The 18,304-nt window shown below is 72.0% G+C and carries 12 protein-coding genes; 1 reads left to right on the forward strand and 11 read right to left on the reverse strand.

Going from position 1 to position 18,304, the window contains the following annotated elements; genetic code table 11:
- Positions 1–57: 57 nt before the first annotated feature.
- The 3 genes from MXD61_RS02480 to MXD61_RS02490 all read right to left on the reverse strand — a co-directional run bounded on the left by MXD61_RS02480 (position 58) and on the right by MXD61_RS02490 (position 6,218).
- The gene (locus MXD61_RS02480) at positions 58–3,147 is read right to left on the reverse strand and encodes a hypothetical protein (RefSeq protein WP_248811237.1); all 3,090 of its coding nucleotides are present in this window, start codon (positions 3,145–3,147) and stop codon (positions 58–60) included.
- Positions 3,148–3,193: 46 nt separating this feature from the next.
- On the reverse strand, positions 3,194–4,108 hold the full coding sequence (locus tag MXD61_RS02485) for a hypothetical protein (RefSeq protein ID WP_248811238.1): 915 nt from the start codon (positions 4,106–4,108) through the stop codon (positions 3,194–3,196).
- A 520-nt stretch (positions 4,109–4,628) separates the two neighbouring features.
- The gene (locus tag MXD61_RS02490; protein WP_374628308.1) at positions 4,629–6,218 is read right to left on the reverse strand and encodes a purple acid phosphatase family protein; all 1,590 of its coding nucleotides are present in this window, start codon (positions 6,216–6,218) and stop codon (positions 4,629–4,631) included.
- A 169-nt stretch (positions 6,219–6,387) separates the two neighbouring features.
- Between MXD61_RS02490 and MXD61_RS02495 the strand changes: the two genes are divergently transcribed.
- On the forward strand, positions 6,388–7,140 hold the full coding sequence (locus tag MXD61_RS02495) for a sulfite exporter TauE/SafE family protein (protein ID WP_248811240.1): 753 nt from the start codon (positions 6,388–6,390) through the stop codon (positions 7,138–7,140).
- Between the two features lie 136 nt (positions 7,141–7,276).
- Here MXD61_RS02495 and MXD61_RS02500 read toward each other — a convergent pair whose 3' ends face one another.
- From MXD61_RS02500 to panC, 8 genes are all read right to left on the reverse strand, one after another.
- A complete protein-coding gene (locus MXD61_RS02500) occupies positions 7,277–9,781 on the reverse strand; it encodes an ATP-dependent Clp protease ATP-binding subunit (RefSeq protein ID WP_248811241.1) in 2,505 nt (834 codons plus the stop codon).
- Positions 9,782–10,360: 579 nt separating this feature from the next.
- The gene (locus MXD61_RS02505; RefSeq protein WP_248811242.1) at positions 10,361–11,473 is read right to left on the reverse strand and encodes a (2Fe-2S)-binding protein; all 1,113 of its coding nucleotides are present in this window, start codon (positions 11,471–11,473) and stop codon (positions 10,361–10,363) included.
- A 247-nt stretch (positions 11,474–11,720) separates the two neighbouring features.
- A complete protein-coding gene (locus MXD61_RS02510) occupies positions 11,721–12,551 on the reverse strand; it encodes an SGNH/GDSL hydrolase family protein (RefSeq protein ID WP_248811243.1) in 831 nt (276 codons plus the stop codon).
- A 296-nt stretch (positions 12,552–12,847) separates the two neighbouring features.
- Positions 12,848–13,600, reverse strand: a complete 753-nt coding sequence (locus tag MXD61_RS02515; protein ID WP_248811244.1) for a type III pantothenate kinase — start codon at positions 13,598–13,600, stop codon at positions 12,848–12,850.
- Positions 13,600–14,703, reverse strand: a complete 1,104-nt coding sequence (gene nadC / locus MXD61_RS02520) for a carboxylating nicotinate-nucleotide diphosphorylase (protein WP_248811245.1) — start codon at positions 14,701–14,703, stop codon at positions 13,600–13,602. Before nadC ends, MXD61_RS02515 begins: the two co-directional genes overlap by 1 nt.
- The gene (locus tag MXD61_RS02525) at positions 14,700–16,463 is read right to left on the reverse strand and encodes an L-aspartate oxidase (protein ID WP_248811246.1); all 1,764 of its coding nucleotides are present in this window, start codon (positions 16,461–16,463) and stop codon (positions 14,700–14,702) included. The genes nadC and MXD61_RS02525 overlap by 4 nt, the downstream gene beginning before the upstream one ends.
- Positions 16,460–16,942, reverse strand: a complete 483-nt coding sequence (gene panD / locus MXD61_RS02530) for an aspartate 1-decarboxylase (RefSeq protein ID WP_163548868.1) — start codon at positions 16,940–16,942, stop codon at positions 16,460–16,462. Before panD ends, MXD61_RS02525 begins: the two co-directional genes overlap by 4 nt.
- A gap of 2 nt (positions 16,943–16,944) precedes the next feature.
- Complete coding sequence (gene panC, locus MXD61_RS02535) at positions 16,945–18,006, reverse strand: pantoate--beta-alanine ligase (RefSeq protein ID WP_248811247.1); 1,062 nt, start codon at positions 18,004–18,006, stop codon at positions 16,945–16,947.
- Positions 18,007–18,304 lie beyond the last annotated feature (298 nt).

Consider the following 18,304-nt stretch of genomic DNA (forward strand, 5'->3'; position numbering starts at 1 on the left):
CCCTGGACGGTCCCACCGCCGTCCGACCGGGCCCTGTCAGCGGGCCGGTGAGCCGTGTCATCGAACCCCGGAGGGCCCCGCGGAGGCGGCGGCGGTGAGGGTGAACGTGAGGGGCAGCACGGGCAGCCCGAACGGGCGGCGACGTCGCCGGTTCGGGCCGTGTTCGGTGATCGCGGCGACGATCCAGGACTCGACCGCACGGACGAGTTCACCGGCCGCGCGCGGCCGGGTTTCCTCCGGCTGGTCCGCCGCCGGGACGGCCATGGCACCCGCGGGGCCCGCGACATCCGGACGGCCCGCGACGTCCGCGACGTCCGGGAAGTACAGCGTGATCAGGCGGCGGGTCACCCGCTCCAGGTCCGCCGGCTGCGGTCCACCGGACTCGGCGAGTGCCCCCTGCAGGGCCCGGCGGAAGTACTGCTCGGCCGCGGCGGCCAGCTGCGATCGGCTCGGCCTGGCGCCGTCGCGCCCCTGGCTCGGTGGGCCCCATCGGCAGAGCGCCTGGTAGAGGTCCTGGTCCGCGCTCCAGTCCGGCACATGTCGCGCGAGCAGGCCAAAGGCCCGGGCGGCGTCGGGCTGCCCCGGCCCACAGGCCGCCAGAAACGCCGCCGCCGGATCGCGCCGCTGCCCGGAACCCCCCTGCCCCACGGGCCGCTGTTCGGGGGGCGACAGTGCGAGGGGCCGTTGTGCGGGGGGCGGCTGTTCGGGGGACCGCTGTGCGGTGGGCGCCGGCACCGGCTCCTGTGCCGGGTGGGGATGTGTGTCGCCTGGCGCGAGGCGGATGTCGAGTTCGACGCGCAGGGTGTGCAGGTCGCCGCCGGGGTCGGCCTGTGTTGTCGGCTCGCCCCGCGCGTACAGCGCCAGGATCTGGTGGATGACCGCGCGTCGCAGCCCCGGGCCGGCCGCGGGGGTGTCCGCCGCGGTCAGCGCGCGATAGTACGGCCGGGCTCCGGCGGCCAGCACCGCGCGTCGCAGGTCCGGGGCCCCGGACCAGTCCGGGACGTAGCGGACCAGCAGCCGGAACGCGTCCGCGCCGGAGGCATGGGTGGACCGCATCAGCCGGACCGCGGTGGCCGCCGGCGATTCGGTGGACCTGGACGGCGTCCATCCCGTGCGCGGACCGGTCTGGCGGGGCGATGGACCATGGTCGGCCGGGTCGGGCTGCCCGGCGAACCCTGGAGCCGGGTGTTCCGGGCGTAGGGCGGACAGTGTCCGGGTGGCCAGCCGGCGGGCCAGCGCGGCCGGTGCGGGCAGCTCACAGGCGAGGAAAAGCGCTGTCAGACCGGCGCCAAGCGTCGCTTCGGCCTCGTCCAATGCCACCGCCGCGTCCCGCATGGGCGAGGGTCCACGCAGGGCGGCGAGTGCGTCGGCCAGGGTCACCACGGAACCCGTGATCTGTCGCCGCGCCGCGAGGACGGCGGCTTCGACCGCGGCCTCGACCGCGCCGGCCCCGACGGCGGACGAGGCCGTGTTCCGACCGAAGTAGTGGTCACCCTCCGATCGGGCCAGCACGGTGGTGACCACGGCGAGGCGGCGGGCCTCGGCCGACGCCGTGGGCGACACGGTGAGCGACACCGCGGCCGACGCCACGGCCGGTACCGCGGCAGACCCGGCCCGGTCGGGGGCGGTCGGCTGGGCGTCGACCTGGCCCGGGCGGTGCAGCTGGCCGGCGAGACGACGGAGTTGACCCCGTAGACGTTCGGCCCCGGGCAGCTCGCAGGACAGCCCGATCGGAGCGGTCAGCAAGGTGAGCAGCCGCCGGGCCGGATCAGGCTCACCGGTTCCCGTCCCGTTCCCGGTTCCCGTCCCTGTCCCGCTCCCGGTCGCGGGTGTGGCCGCGGCGGCGAGCTCGTCCCGGGCGAGTAGCTGGGTGTAGGCGTCGCGCAGATACGCGCCGACGGCCTCGGTCGGTGGGCTGCGACGGTCGTCCGAGAGGCTGTGGGTTGCGGGCGGAGCCGACGGCGGGATGGTCCGGTCGGGGGGTGGCGGGGCTGGTGTCGACAGGGGAGTTCGGGCCGCGGCGACGAGGCGATGACTCCAGCGGGCGGGCTCGTCGACATCGAACGGTTCCGGGCCGACCAGAGCCAGCAGGCTGGCGACCGCGCGCATCCCGCTGTGGCCGTACACGGTGGTCAGAATCCCGGCTGCCGTCTGGATGATCGGCGCGGTGCGGGGCGCGAGCCGTGGATCGACATGGATCATCGCCGCCGGGGTGTCCGGTCCGGGGGTCGGCGGTCGCAGGCAGATCAGGAACCTCGGCCCGTCGGCCCCGCCCGGTGCCAGGTGGCCGGCCGGGTCGGGTGGGTACGCGGGCGGGCGGCGGGACGGCGCTGCGTCCAGGCCGGGGCGTTCGTCCCAGGCGAGGCTCGGGGCCATCCGGGAGGCGAAGGTCAGGCGATAGGGGAGCACGTCCTCGAGCAGTTCGATCAACGCCCACATCAGGGTGGTCGCCTCCTCGCTGCCCGTATGCGAGATGGCGAAGGGCTGGCCGGTCCCGGACGAGGCGAGGACGGCGGCGATCACGTTGGTCAGTCGGTGGCGCCGGGCGGGGGCGCGGGCGGCCTGGCGCAGCGTGCGTTCCCCGATCCGGCGCGCGGCGGCCAGTTCGGGCAGGTGCAGCGGGGTGAGGCGGGTCGAGGTACGCGGCGCCTCGGCCCGCGCGGTCCCCGCCGCGTGCAGTGCCAGCGCCACCCGTTCGGTGAGATGGTCCGCCCGACCGGTCAGGACATGCGCCCGCAGCCGGCCGGTGCCGGAGCCACTGCGCCGAGGTACCCGGACCCGGTGCACCAGCGCGGCCCGTTCGGGCGGTGCGCCCGCTGACACATCGAGCACCGTCCGAGGCCCGACCCCCAGGCCGGACGGACCGGACGGACCGGACGGACCGGACGGGACAGCTGGGCTGGTCGGACTAGTGACATAGGCCAAGGACGTCGTCGCGTCGGCGGCGAGGGCGTCCTCGGCCAGCAGGTGCGCGGCCGGCAGATCGTCCCAGGAACGGGCCGCCGCCGACCCCAGGGAACTCGCGACCGGGAAGAAGCCCTGCTCGCCCGTCCGTGGATGGCGTGACCAGACGTAGACGACCTGATCGATGCGGGTCGCGTCGTGAACCCGGCCAGGCGGCAGCGGCACGGTCGGATCGCCGATCATGGGAGGTCGGTTCCGATCGGGCCGCCGCCGTGGCCGGGCCTGGTCATCAGTGCCAGCCGGTGGGGGTGTCGCCGGGACGGTCGTCGGTCGTCCCGGGAGCCGGACCGGTGCCGCCGGGGGAGTCCGCGTCGCCGTGGGAGTCCGCACGGACGGCGGCAAGGGGCGCGAAACGTCGGATGCGGGCTGGTAGCAGGGGGTAGAGGCGGCCGAGTCGGTCTCGCGGTGCTCGCCGTGCCAGGCCGGGGCGTCCGACGGTGCGCGGTGGCGGGTCGTGCCGTGACCGCTCGGGGAGCTGGTGGACGACGGCGCCGACACCGGGCAGAACGAGACCTCCGGCGACCGCGCCGGCGGCCCGGTGGACCCGGTCGAAGGCCTCGGGTTCGCGCAGAACGTCGAGCATCATCAGCAGGGGATCGTAACCATCGGTCGGGTCGTGGGCCGGGCGGTGCGGCGGGCTGTGGTCCGGGTCATGCCGTGCGGGACCGGGGGCGGGCCACTGGTCGGACGGTGGCCGCAGGTCCAGCTCCGCGGTGGGCCCCGCGTGCGCGGCCCGCGGGGTGCCCGCGGGTGTGCTGTCGTCCGCCGGAGTGCCGCCGGTGCGGGCCATCGGCTCGTCCGGGTCGGCCTCGAGGAAGGTGTACAGGTCGGGGTCGTAGCGGGTGTCGAGGTCATGCTGGTCGTCATGCGCGGGCTCGTGCCCCGGTGCCAGGGCGGTCGGCGCCTCGACCAGGACGAACAGCACGGACGGGTGGGTGCGCCCGGCGAGCGGCGGGGCTGGCGCGGGGCGGTGCGCCGCGCAGGCGTCGGAGGTACCCACCAGCACGAGCCGGGGGGCGGCCGGCGACTCGGCGGCCGCTGGCGTCCTCCGCCTGGGCCAGGGCTCGCGGAGATCGACGATGGTGACCGGGTCTGGACCCGGGCGAGCACTCGGGGTCAGGGACTGCGGTGGTGACTCACTCATGGAAGATCCCCGCCGGCCCGCCAGCTTTGCCGGCGAGGCCTTTGTGATCGGTACGGATCGTGATCCGGCAATGCGGGCACGCAATAGAGGTCGGCCAATGCGCGGGCAGCTCCTGTGTGCGGAACCCGTTGTTCCGTTGCGTGGTCACTGGCCAATGATTGTCTCCCCAGGACAAGTCCCACCCGGACCAATGATCGTGTAGTTAGCTGATTACCAGTACCTGGCGAAAGGTAATTCCTGGACCTGTCCGCCGTCCAGGAAAAGGAGAAAAATCATCGGGAGCTGGCCGCGAACGCCTGGCGCGTCGGGGATGAGGCTGCTTCAACGCCATGGGTAGGGGCTTTCGGCCGGGATTTCCCCTGGGAGTCGGCCCCCACCGGCGGCAGTGATCCGACCGGACGGTGATTGCCCGTGCAGCGGCATGTGCAGCGTCCGGTCGCGTATTCCGTTGCGCTTCGCGGGGGCGGTAACGGATCGGCCTCCGCTGGTTCGGTGCCGGACGAATAGCGGCCACCCTGGGTTACCTGTCGGCGCGTGGACGGACCAGCGTGACGCGGTCGATCGGTACCCGGTCGGGATTCGGCGAACTCGAGTCGAGTACCGAGATCCGCAGGCGCGTCGATCCGCCCGGCTCGCCCGGGTCGACGTCGATCAGCGCGAACGCGTACGGATGATCACTGGCCCGGAAGGCCAGCCAGTCCGCCGGCTCCACGGCGTGCACCGGACGCCGCCGACGGCGCCCGGGTTCGGGATCGCGCAGGTCGACGATCACCCGCCCGGCTGGCGGGTCGAGCAGGTCGCCCGCCGTCGGCGAGCCTGATCCGCCGGTACCGACCAGAAGATGGACGGTCCCGGCGGTGGCGTCCACGATGTCGCCGTCCGGCACGCCGCGCTCGGTCGGGGCACCGACCTGGGCCGTCCGGTTCGGGACCGGCAACGGTATCTGGGTGGGGCTGCCCGGAACGTGGCCGCGCACCGGATGGCTGCGCTCGTAGTGGTGTTCGTGCCCGTGCAGCACGAGGTCGACGTCGAACTGGTCGAACAACGGCCGCCAGGCCGCCCGGATGCCCAGGTCCGCGCCGTGATGCGACGCCGAGGTGGACATGATCGTCTGGTGCATGACCACGACGACCCAGTCGATGCCCGGGTCGGCGCGCGCCTGGGCGAGGGTGCGGGCGAGCCAGCTGGTCTGGCGGCCGGCGCTGAACCCGTGCAGGCGCACCGGGCTGCCCTCTTGGAGGCAGACATCGTCGGCGGCCAGGACCACGAGCCGCACCGAACCGACCGTGATCGCGTACCAGAGCCCGGCCAGGTAGCTCTCGTCCCCGTGCTCGGGTAGCTGGAAGTAGGTCTGGTAGGCCGCGACCCCCAGCGCGCCGTTGCCACGTTCGATCTCGTGGTTGCCCAGACACGGCAGCCACGGCCGGGACGCCGCGGACGAGCTGATCATCTCGAACCAGTCCGACCAGGTCCGCACCGGATTGTCGCGGATGTTGGCATAGGAGAGATCTCCGCCGACGACGGTGAACATCGGCGCGTGCCGCTCGATCGCCGCCACGGTGTAGCCGGCCGCGGGCGAGCCGAACGGATCGCCTGGACGGTCCGTTCCCTGGTCGGCGAGAAAGGCGAAGGAGAACGGCGCCCGTCCCGCCGGTGCCGTCCGAAACTGCCCGGTCGCCGACCCTGACCCCGAGCCGGCCGCGTCCGCCGGGTATCCGGCGTCCTCGAGGATGGTGTAGCTGTAGATCGTGTCCGGGAGCAGGCCGCGCAGCGTGGCATGGCGGACGTGCACCTCGAGGCCGGTGTGTGCGTCCCGGTAGGACCTGCTGTGCGCCGTCACGGTCCTGGCTGGCGCCGGCTGGTCGGGCACGGGTCCGGTGGCCGTGCCCGGCACGCGGGCGTACCGGATCGACGGTGTGCCGCTGCCGCTGCCGGGGGTGGCGGGCGCCAGCCAGGAAATGACCATCGTGGTCGCGGGATCAGCGCCGAAGGTCAGATGGACACCGCGGGGATCCTGGGGCCTGATGCCGCCGGACGCCGCCGCCGGTTCGGCCAGCGGCGACCGTGGTCGCGTTCCGGGATGCCTGCCGGGTAGTCGCCATGTTCCCATAGATCCCGTTCCCGAAGTTCCGTGCCCGCGGCGTTCTGTCCCGCTGCGTCCTGGCCGCGCGTACCTGACGTTACGTCCGTCCTGTGAGATTACGTCCGGCCTGCACGGTGGGTGGGCTGTGTTGGGCGGACAGTCCCGGTTCGGCCGTGTGATCTTTTCGAGGGGGGCGATGTCCGCCGGGGATGTGCTGTTGCTGATCGGCGCGGGTGTGCTGGCTGGCATCACCAGCACCGTGGCCGGGTTGGCCTCGCTGGTGTCGTATCCGGCGTTGCTGGCGACCGGGCTGTCGCCGCTGGCCGCGAATGTCACCAATACGTCCGCGTTGCTGTTCGTCGCGGTCGGGGCGGGTGTCGGCTCGCGACCGGAGCTTGTCGGCCAGGGCGCTCGGCTTCGCCGGTACGGCGTCGCGATGTTCCTCGGTGGGGCGGCGGGTGCGGCGCTGCTGCTCGCGCTGCCCGCGTCCGCCTTCGAACGGGTGGTACCGGTGCTGATCGCCGGCTCGGCGGTGGTGCTGTGGCTGCAACCGTCGATCCTGGCGCGGCGGCGCGCCGATGCGGCCGAGGGCGGGCCGGTGGTCTTCGGGCTGGTCCTGCTCACCGGCGTCTACCTGGGCTATTTCGGTGCCGGTGGGGGGATCGCGCTGCTGGCCGCGCTCGCGGTGGCGATACCGGAGCCGCTGGTGCGGGTGAACGCGCTGAAGAACGTCGTGTCGGGGTTCGCGAACGTGGTCGCCGCGGCGACGTTCGCGGTCTTCGGGCCCGTCCGGTGGCTGTCGGTGCTGCCGCTGGCGGCCGGGCTGCTGGTCGGCGGCGCTGTCGGGCCGTCACTCGTGCGACGGCTGCCACCCGGCCTGCTGCGGGCACTGGTCGGGCTTGCCGCCCTCGGCCTCGCGACGAGCCTCGCCCTGGACGGCTACCGCTGAGCCCACCCGCACCGGCCCCGCACCTGCCCGCGGATAGGGCTGAGCCCCGGAGACCTCTGGGAGGTTCCGGGGCTCAGGCCACCGCGCTTGCGCCTACCGGCAGGGCGTACCTGCCGGCGCGGCTCGTGACTGCTGCCTACTCGCTGGACTTGGCGAGGTCGACCGGCGGGGCATCGGGCACCTCGACCGGCTTCGTCTCGCCGCGGAAGATGAACTTCGCGTCCTCTCCCTCGCCTTCGACGTCGCCGACGACGATCTCGCCCGGCTTCAGCGTGCCGTACAGGATCTTCTCGGACAGGACGTCCTCGATCTCCCGCTGGATCGTCCGGCGCAGCGGCCGGGCGCCGAGCACCGGGTCGTAGCCCTTCTTCGCCAGCAGCGCCTTGGCCGCGGACGTGAGCTCGAGGGCCATGTCCTTGTTCTTGAGCTGGGTGTCGACCCGGGCCAGCATGAGATCGACGATCTGGATGATCTCGGCCTCGGACAGCTGGTGGAAGACGATGATGTCGTCGATCCGGTTCAGGAACTCGGGCCGGAAGTGCTGCTTGAGCTCGTCCTGGACCTTGGCCTTCATCCGCTCGTAGTCGACCGCGCCCTGACCGGTGGCGAAGCCGATGCCCGGGCCCTTGGAGATGTCGCGGGTGCCCAGGTTCGACGTCATGATCAGGACGGTGTTCTTGAAGTCGACCAGCCGGCCCTGGGAGTCGGTCAGGCGACCGTCCTCCAGGATCTGCAGGAGCGTGTTGAAGACGTCGGGGTGGGCCTTCTCGACCTCGTCGAACAGGACGACCGAGAACGGCTTGCGCCGGACCCGCTCGGTGAGCTGGCCACCCTCCTCGTAGCCGACATATCCGGGCGGGGAGCCCACCAGTCGCGAGACGGTGTGCTTCTCCATGTACTCGGACATGTCGAGCTGGATGAGGGAGTCCTCGTCGCCGAAGAGGAACTCGGCGAGCGTCTTGGACAGCTCGGTCTTACCGACACCGGACGGGCCGGCGAAGATGAACGAGCCACCGGGACGCTTGGGGTCCTTCAGGCCGGCACGGGTACGCCGGATGGCCTGGGAGACGGCCTTGATGGCCTGCTGCTGGCCGATGACGCGCCGGTGCAGCTCGTCCTCCATGCGCAGCAGACGAGCGGTCTCCTCCTCGGTGAGCTTGAAGACCGGGATGCCCGTCCAGATGGCCAGGACCTCGGCGATCTCCTCGTCGCCCACCTCGGCGACGACGTCCATGTCGCCGGCCTTCCACTCCTTCTCCCGCTTGGCCTTCTCCGACAGGAGGGTCTTCTCCTTGTCGCGCAGCGAGGCGGCCTTCTCGAAGTCCTGCGCGTCGATCGCGGACTCCTTGTCCCGGCGGACGTTGGCGATGCGCTCGTCGAACTCGCGCAGGTCCGGCGGGGCGGTCATCCGGCGGATACGCATCCGGGAGCCGGCCTCGTCGATCAGGTCGATCGCCTTGTCCGGCAGGAAGCGGTCGGAGATGTAGCGGTCGGCCAGCGACGCGGCGGCGACCAGCGCGGCGTCGGTGATCGACACCCGGTGGTGCGCCTCGTACCGGTCGCGCAGGCCCTTGAGGATCTCGATGGTGTGCGCCACCGACGGCTCCGCGACCTGGATCGGCTGGAAACGGCGCTCGAGCGCCGCGTCCTTCTCCAGGTGCTTGCGGTACTCGTCGAGCGTGGTGGCACCGATGGTCTGCAGCTCACCGCGGGCCAGCATCGGCTTGAGGATGGAGGCGGCGTCGATCGCGCCCTCGGCGGCACCCGCGCCGACGAGCGTGTGCAGCTCGTCGATGAACAGGATGATGTCGCCGCGGGTGCGGATCTCCTTGAGGACCTTCTTCAGCCGCTCCTCGAAGTCACCGCGGTAGCGGGACCCGGCGACGAGCGCGCCGAGGTCGAGGGTGTAGAGCTGCTTGTCCTTGAGGGTCTCGGGCACCTCGCCCTTGACGATCGCCTGTGCCAGGCCCTCGACGACGGCGGTCTTGCCGACGCCGGGCTCGCCGATCAGCACCGGGTTGTTCTTGGTGCGGCGCGACAGCACCTGCATGACGCGCTCGATCTCCTTCTCGCGCCCGATGACCGGGTCGAGCTTGGACTCGCGCGCCGCCGCGGTGAGGTTGCGGCCGAACTGGTCAAGCACCAGCGACGTGGACGGGGTGCCCTCGGCGGGAGCGCCGGAGGTCGCGGTCTCGCCCTTGCCCTGGTAGCCGGACAGGAGCTGGATGACCTGCTGGCGCACCCGGTTGAGGTCCGCGCCCAGCTTGACGAGCACCTGGGCCGCGACACCCTCACCCTCGCGGATGAGCCCGAGCAGGATGTGCTCGGTGCCGATGTAGTTGTGGCCGAGCTGCAGGGCCTCCCGAAGCGACAGCTCCAGGACCTTCTTCGCGCGTGGCGTGAACGGGATGTGCCCGCTCGGCGCCTGCTGGCCCTGGCCGATGATCTCCTCGACCTGGGACCGCACACCCTCAAGGGAGATGCCGAGGGACTCGAGGGCCTTGGCAGCTACGCCCTCACCCTCGTGGATCAGTCCGAGCAGGATGTGCTCGGTCCCGATGTAGTTGTGGTTGAGCATCCTGGCCTCTTCTTGGGCCAGGACGACGACCCGACGTGCCCGGTCGGTGAATCTCTCGAACATGTGCGCTCCTTCGAGCTGCGACCGACCACACGACAGCCGGTATCCGCATGCTAGCTCCGCCGAGGCATGTCCTCACGCATCGAACAGAAACCTACCCGCCGACTCCGACCTCCTCGTTGAGCCCGGACGACCGGCACGAAGGCCGGCACGACCAGCGGAGACGCTTAGGGCAACCGTGGCCGACCAGCCATGATTCCGTCACGTCGTTCCGCCAAGAGCAGAACGACAGGTGCCGGACGGCGCCGGTGCGACCCCGGCTTGCGGGCCCGCCGGGCGCTCTTTGCGCCCGGCGCGAAATCCGGCCTGTCGTCACTGACGGTAGTGCAAATCCGGCTGCGCTCTGATGTGGCGCATATCATAAAGATTGCATTTTGTAATTATTGAACTGCGCTACGTGTCCGTCTGGTGATGGTCGCGCGGTGGTCGCACCGTGACCCGCGCAGCCGCCAGATCCGTGTGGAGCCCCGGAACCGCCCGGAGGTCGGATCCGTACGGCGGTTCCCTCCGCACGGGCGGAGGGACATGCCGTCGCCGTACTACTTTACGTGCGTCGATGCCGATCGTTGTCTTGATGTTGTCTCATACGGCGAGCCCACCATCACCCTGGGTGTCAATCCAGGTGCGCATCCGCTGCTCTCGATCGGCATCGCCGGTGAACGGGCAGGTGGTGCAGTACTCCGCGTCCAGCCGGTGAGCCAGGCAGCAGGAGCCGCGGCGCATACCGATGTAGGTCCGGCCGCGGTGGACGAACTCCTGCCACCGCGGCCGGGCGAGCATCGTCGGCGCCGCCAGCGCGAAGAACGCGTCCGCCTCGTCCCGCCCCGTCATGGGATCGCCGGTCGCCCGCTCGGTGAGCAGGAAGGCCCGCGCGCACTGCGCCGCCGCCGCCCCCCACAGCGCCGGCCGGCCCAGGCGCACCATCGACCGCAGGTGCCGCAGGAACGGGTCGAGGTGCGCCAGGATCTCCTCGACCAGCACCGCGCGCAGTTCGGTCGCGGTCTCCACCACGCGAATCCCACCGCCGGGGGGTGCCGTGGGCACGCCGGCGGCGCCGAGCTGGCCCGTGGCGCCCGCGAGTGTCGCTGGGGCCCCGAGGCCGGGTGTCGCCCCCAGCCCGGGCGTCGGTGCCAGCCCGGGTGTCGCCCCCAGCCCGGGCGTCGGTGCCAGCCCGGGCGTCGGTGCCAGCCCGGGCGTCGGTGCCAGCCCGGGCGTCGCCGGTGCCAGGCCGGCGGCCAGGGGGTCGTTGGCCAGCGCCGTGGCGACCGGGCGGTACAGCGCTGTGCGGTCGAACCAGCCGCTGTCCGGAACGCTCAGGGCCACCTGCGCGGGGGTGAGGTCCGGCACCCGGCGCAACAGGACGTAGGACGCGATGGCCGGGCCGGCGACCGCGGCCGAGTACCAGTTGGCCAGATAGCTGGCCGCGACCTCGGCGCTCGCGCCCGGGTTGGCCGCCGCGACGCGGGCCAGGGACTCGGCCACCCCGGCCTGGGTGGTCAGCTCCGCACAGTTCACCCAGGGCGCCCCGGCCGGTACGCCGAAGTGGAGCCCGCGGGGAGCGAGGGACTCGACGATCGCGGATGGCACGGACCAGACCGGGGCGCCACCCGTGCGGCCGTCCCGGGGTGTGGTCGCGGTCGCGACCCCGGTGATCGGCTCCCGTGCGGGTGTCGACGGCGACGTGGGAAGGAGCATGAAGTTAGGTAAGGCTAACTTCATGCTCCTGTCAAACGATGCGCGCCGGAGGTGCCACGTGGCGCCCGGACCTTCGGGGATATCGCGCCGCACGTGGCGGCCCCTGTGGCGGCCCCCGGGGGTCGCTGGTGGCCGCCCCGTCCGGTGAGGATGTGACGAACATCATCGTCATTGGCGAGGACCGGTCGCTGCGGACAGTACGTGATTCTCCCTGCTCGGAACGCGTGATGCATCCCGACAGGCCCGATCAGCGGTCGTGGGCGTCCAGATACCGACTTACGGTCTTCGCGATCGCGAGCTGGCCGTCGGCATTCGGATGGGCGCTGAGGTCACGGGCCGGGGCGAACACGCTGATCGGGGCGACCCACGAGTCCTTTGTGCACAACTCGTGCCCGCGCAGGGCACGATCGGTCGAAACGTACTCGACGCCGGCCTTGGTGGCCGATTGCCGGATCACCTGGTTCAGCAGGCTGTTGAGCCTGGTCAGCTGGCTGCGTTCGGAGTTGCTGAGCCAGCGGCAGGTGTTCTTGCTCTGGCTGGACGGAATAATGCTCGGATAGCCGACGACGAGTATCCGGGAGTCCGGGGCGGCGACCTTCATGGCCTTGTAGCTGGCCACCAGAAGGTCGGGCAGATCCTTGCTGACGTAATCGCGCTCGTATTTGTCGTTTCCGGTCCAGAAGCACTTCCACGTGTAGCAGCTCACGATGACCCGGCTGAAGCCGGCGTCGTTGCCGCCGATCGTGATGGTGACGACGTCCGGTGCGGGACTGGCCTCCCGCAGCTGGGTTATCTGGGGTAGTTCGCCCCGAAATGGTGAGGTCAGTGCCTCGGTGGTGGCGCCGGCGCAGGCAGCGAACACGTCGATCGAGATCGAGGGGTCGAGCGTGGTCAGCAGCCGCGGCCAGGCCTGCGCGCTGTGCCGACAGCGCGGATCGACGGTGTCGAACGGTGGGGTTCCCTCACCGGAGGAATACGAGTCGCCCAGCGCCGCGAGGGTGCGGGGCTCGGTGGGTGCGGCGGCGGAGGCCGGTTCACCCCAGCCGGCGGAGACCGTACCCGTGATGGCGAAAATCACCAGCGCCAGGATGAGCCGAACGGGCCGGTTGGGGCATCTCTCGACAAATGTCCGGCGACCGAGCCGGCGCCCGGAGCAGGTCGCCACTTCTCGGTCCCGCATAGTCTCGAATGGTAACTGCTCCGCCGGGCCGTGCACCTGCGGATCCGACCCGATGTCAGCTGTCCGACGCCGGGCGGCCAAAAACAGCGGCCGGGGGGCCCGGTGGCACGTACCCACCCGGCCGGACGGCCAAGCACGGAAGGCACCTTCGGGTGCTGCCGGCAGCGCTCCCCAATAGCGGCCGATGGCCGAATTCAGCGGTTCTTCTCGAACACCAGTCGCAGACCTATGAGGGTCAGATGTGGTTCGTGCCGGTCGAGTGTTTCGCTTTCCTTCAGTACCAGTGAGGCGAGTCCACCGGTGGCGATGGCGGTCGCGTGGGTGCCCAGCTCCGCGCGGATGCGCCGGACCAGCCCGTCCACCTGCCCGGCGACACCGTAGATCATCCCGGACTGCAGGGCCTCGACGGTGCCCCGTCCGATGACCGAGCGGGGCGGGACGAGCTCGACCTTGCGTAGCTGGGCGGCCCGGTTGGCCAGCGCGTCCAGGGCGATCTCGATGCCGGGGGCGAGGGCCCCGCCGACGAACTCGCCACGCTCCGAGACCACATCCAGGTTCGTCGACGTGCCGAAGTCGACCACGATCGCCGGACCGCCGTACAGGTGATAGGCGGCGAGCGTGTTCATGATCCGGTCGGCGCCGGCTTCCTTCGGGTTGTCGATCAGGATGGGCACGCCGGTGCGGGTGCCGGGTTCGACGATGACCACCGGCAGATCGCGGTAGGCCCGCACGACCATCCGGCGCAGCTCGCGCAGCGCCGCCGGCACCGTCGAGCAGATCGACACGCCGGAGATCTCGTAGTCGCCCAGCAGACCCCGGTAGAGCAGCACGAGTTCGTCCGAGGTGGAGTGCGGATCGGTGCGCACCCGCCACGAGTCGACGAGGGTGTCGCCCGCGAACACCCCGACAACCGTGTTGGTGTTGCCGACGTCGATGGCGAGCAGCATCAGCCCTCCCGTAGGTCGAGGCCGAGGTCCAGGGCCGGCGCCGAGTGGGTCAGCGCACCGACCGCAAGATAGTCCACTCCGGTCGCCGCGACCTCGGCCGCCACCGCGAGGCTCAGGCCCCCGCTGGCCTCGAGGCGCACACCCGCCGGCCGGGCGATCGCCACCGACGCGCGCAGCTCCCGCGGACCCATGTTGTCGCACAGGATGAGATCGGCCCCGGCCGCCACGGCCTCGGCGACCTGCTCGACGGTGTCGCACTCGACCTCGACCGAAAGCCGCGGGAACCGGGCCCGGACCGCGGCGAACGCTGCCGTGACCCCACCGGCCGCGACGACATGGTTGTCCTTGATCAGTGCCGCGTCGGACAGCGACATCCGGTGGTTGACACCGCCGCCGCAGCGCACCGCGTACTTCTCCAGGGCGCGCAGCCCCGGCAGCGTCTTGCGGGTGTCGCGGATGGCCGCGCCGGTGCCGGCGACCGCGTCCACCCAGGTCCGGGTGAGGGTGGCGACGCCGCTGAGATGGCACAGCAGGTTCAGCGCGGTCCGTTCGGCGGTGAGCAGCCCCCGGACCGGGCCGTTGACCTGGGCCACGGCCTGGCCAGGGGTGATGCGGTCCCCGTCGGCGGCGGTGAGAGTGACAGTCACCGCGCGGCCGAGCACGGTCTCGAACACGGCGGCGGCGACCGGCAGCCCCGCCACCGTCCCCGCCGCCCGGCTGACCAGGGCACCGTGCCCGACCAGCGCGGCATCGACGGTCGCGGCCGAGGTGGCGTCGAGGGCACCGGGTGGTTCGGTGGCGCCACCGCTGGCCCCGGTCGGTCCCATGGTGGCGGCGCCGGGGTCCGCGGTGGGGTCGGCGGTCCAGCCGGGCAGGTCCTCGGCCAGGGCGAGACCGATGACGGCGACCACCTGGTCGGCGTCCAGACCGGCCGCGGCCAGCTGACTGCGGGTACCCGGCGACAGCCGTCCGGCGTGCACCGGCGGCCCGGGCTGGAAGCCGTGGCCGGGCTGGGAGCCCTGGAAGCCCTGGTTGAGCTGGGGGCTCTGGCCGGTGGGAGAGCGCAGGGTCGTCGCCGGGCCGGGGGCGCGCGGGGCGGTCATGACCCTGTCCGGGCGGGTTCGGCGGTCGGTGCGATGGCTTCGATCTCCACGACGAGCTCCCCTTCGGGACCGAGCCGGGTGAGGACCCGGCCGAGCCAGTGCGTGTCGTCGCGTTCGCCGAAGTCCTCCCGCCAGTGTGAGCCGCGGGTCTCGGTACGGGTGGTGGCGGCGGCGACCAGCGCCGTCGCGACGGTGCGCAGGTTCGTCATCTCCCAGGCCGGCGGGCCCGCGGTCACCGTGGCGCCGCTGACCCGCAGATCACCGAGGCCGGCGAGGACCTTGGCGGTCGCGCGCAGACTCTCGGCGCTGCGCAGCACGCCGGCGCCGTCGGTCATCGTCCGGGCCAGGTCGGCCCGTTCGGTCGGGTCGGTCAGCCCGCTGCCCCGCCCCACCAGGGGTGCGGCCGGGACGACGTCGCGCTGCCGACGCGCCCCACCGCCAGCACCGCCACCGGTGCCGTCGCCGGACTGCCCGGCGATGTGGCTGGCGATCCGCGCGGCGAACACCAGCCCCTCGAGCAGGCTGTTGGACGCCAGCCGGTTCGCACCGTGCACACCGGTGCAGGCCACCTCACCGCACGCGTACAGCCCGGGGACGGTGGTGCGTCCCCACAGGTCGGTGCGGACCCCACCGGAGGCGTAGTGGGCGGCCGGCGCGACCGGGATCGGCATGCTCACCGGGTCGACGCCGAACGACCGGCACCGGGCGGTGATCGACGGGAACCGCCCCTCGATCATCCGTGCGCCGAGGCCACGGGCGTCCAGATAGAGATGGTCGGCCCCCTGGGCGGCCATCACCCGTGACATCTGCTTGGCCACGACGTCGCGTGGTGCGAGGTCGGCCAGCGGATGCGCGCCGGCCATCACCCGTCCCCCGGCGGCGTCGACCAGCACCGCGCCCTCGCCCCGCATCGCCTCGCTGACCAGCGGCTGCTGCCCGTCGGCTGACGCGGCGGCCCGGGCGTTCTCGGCCGCGCCGTGGCCGGGTGGCACCCACAGCGCCGTCGGATGGAACTGGACGAACTCCAGGTCGGCGACCACCGCGCCGGCCCGCAACGCCAACGCCACCCCGTCGCCGGTGGACACCCGCGGGTTCGTCGTCGACGCGAAGATCTGGCCCATCCCTCCGGTCGCGAGCACCACGTGTGGGGCGGTGACCGCCCCGACACCGTCCTGGCTGCCCGCGCCGAGCACGTGCAGGGTCGCCCCGGCGGCCCGGCCGTCCGCGTCCAGCAGCAGATCGAGGACGAGGGCGTTCTCGATCACCTCGACCGCCGGGTCGGCCCGTACCGCGGCGATCAGCGCCCGTTCCACCTCGAGACCGGTGGCGTCACCGCCGGCGTGGACGATCCGGTTACGCAGATGACCACCCTCGCGGGTCAGTGCGAACGAGCCGTCGGCGGCCCGGTCGAACCGGGCACCGAGTTCGGCGAGTTCCCGGACCCGCGCCGGCCCCTCGTCCACGAGCACCCGGGCGGCCGCGACGTCGCACAGCCCCACCCCGGCGACGAGCGTGTCGGTGAGATGGTCGGCGGGTGAGTCCTCGGCGGCCAGCGCCGCGGCGATCCCGCCCTGCGCCCAACGGGTGGAACCGGCGTCCAGCTGGGCCTTCGTGACCAGCAGGACACGGGCGGCGGGCAGCTCGCGGCGCGCGTGCAGCACGGTCGTCAGGCCCGCGATCCCCGACCCGATGACGACGATGTCAGCGGCGCGGCTCCACCCCGGGCGGGGTGCGCCGAGCCGGCAGGGCAGCACTGTCACCGGGTGGCCAGGACCGATCGGCTGACCGGGACGGCACCGGCGCCAGCGCCGGCCGCGTTCGCCGGTACCGTGAGGTCGCCGCGCAGGCTGGCCGGGTCATGCGGCAGCGCCTCGGCGGGGTCGCCACCCTGACCGATGATGCGGTTCTCGGCGTCGACGAACAGCACCCGCGGGACGTACCGGCGTGCCTCGGCGTCCTCCATCATCCCGTAGGCGATGATGATGACCAGGTCACCCGGGTGCACCAGCCGGGCCGCGGCCCCGTTGATGCCGATCACCCCGCTACCGGCCGGCCCCGGGATGGCGTAGGTCTCCAACCGGGCACCGTTGTTGATGTCCACGATCGTCACCTGCTCGCCGGGCAGCAGGTCCGCCGCCTCGAGCAGGTCGGAGTCGATCGTGACCGAGCCCACGTAGTTCAGGTCGGCCTGGGTCACCGTAGCTCGATGGATCTTGGCGGTCAGCATGGTGCGCAACACGGTCAGGCCCCCTGACGGTCGGCGGGGAGAACGGGTTCGGCGGTGCGAGTCGGTTCGGCGGTGTGCGCGGGTTCGGGGCGTTCGGCGCCCTGGGCGGGCACAGTGGCGTCGGCGGGCACAGTGGCGTCGGCGGGCACAGCGGCGTCGGCCGACAGCTCGAGCGAGACATTGTCGATCAGACGGGTGCTGCCCACACGGGCCGCGACGAGCAGCAGCGCCGGCCCGGCCCGCACCGGCCCGAGATCATCCGGGCTGGCGAGCGTCAGGTAGTCGACCTGGACTCCCGTCGCCGCATCGAGCACGTCGCGGGCGGCCGCGAGCACCTGCGGCGCCGCGCCGCCGGCGGCGGCCGCGGCCTGTCCGGCCCGCAGTGCGCCGGACAGCGCCAGCGCGTCCTGACGCTGACCCGGCGAGAGGTAGACGTTGCGACTCGAACGGGCGAGCCCGTCGGCCTCGCGGACGGTCTCCACTCCGATCACCGTCACACCGAAGGCCAGATCGGCGACCATCCGCCGGATGCACACCAGCTGCTGGGCGTCCTTGCGTCCGAAGAACGCCAGGTCCGCCCGGACCAGATGCAGCATGGTCGCCACCAGGGTCAACATCCCGTCGAAATGACCCGGTCGGGACGCCCCCTCCAGCACCTCGCCCAGCGGACCGGCGCTCAGCCGGACCAGGGGTGGCGTCTCGTGCACCATGGTCGGCGCGAAGACGACGTCCACCCCCTCCCGGGCGCAGATCGCCAGATCGGCCTCGAGGGTCCTCGGATATCGATCCAGATCCTCACCGGCGCCGAACTGCAGGGGATTGACATAGATGGTCGCGACCACCTGGTCGGCCTGTGCCCGCGCCGCCCGCAACAGGCTGGCGTGCCCCTCGTGCAGCGCCCCCATGGTCATCACGACCGCCCTGGTGGACGGGGGAGCCCCCTGGGCCGGGCCGGCGGCGGCAGGCGGGAGCGCGGCGAGCGCGGCATGTAGCGAGGCCCGGTCCCGGGCGACTACCGGCGGACGAAGCCGCTGGTCACGGTCCCGTTCGGGCGCGGAGGAAAGATCGATGATCATTACTTCTCGTTCCAGTCCTCGGGTGGGTACCGGACGTCGAGCGACACTGTAACTCGCCTGCAATGGTTCCCGCGACCCACTGTGACCCGCGCTGCGCCGAGCTGCATCGCCCTGTGTCGTCCTGTGGCGATCTCGAGAACTGTTTCCAGTATTTTCCTTTTGTCTTATTTGGTTTTTTTGGTGTTCTTGTCGGCCCTGCTCGGACGCCTGACACGACGGCCGCCGGCCGGACCGACGGCGAGGCCGGTCCGGCCGGTGGCTTATAAAAAAAAACGAGCCCACCACACTAACGCGCAGG

Source organism: Frankia sp. AgPm24, from assembly GCF_023243055.1.
GTDB lineage: Bacteria > Actinomycetota > Actinomycetes > Frankiales > Frankiaceae > Frankia > Frankia umida.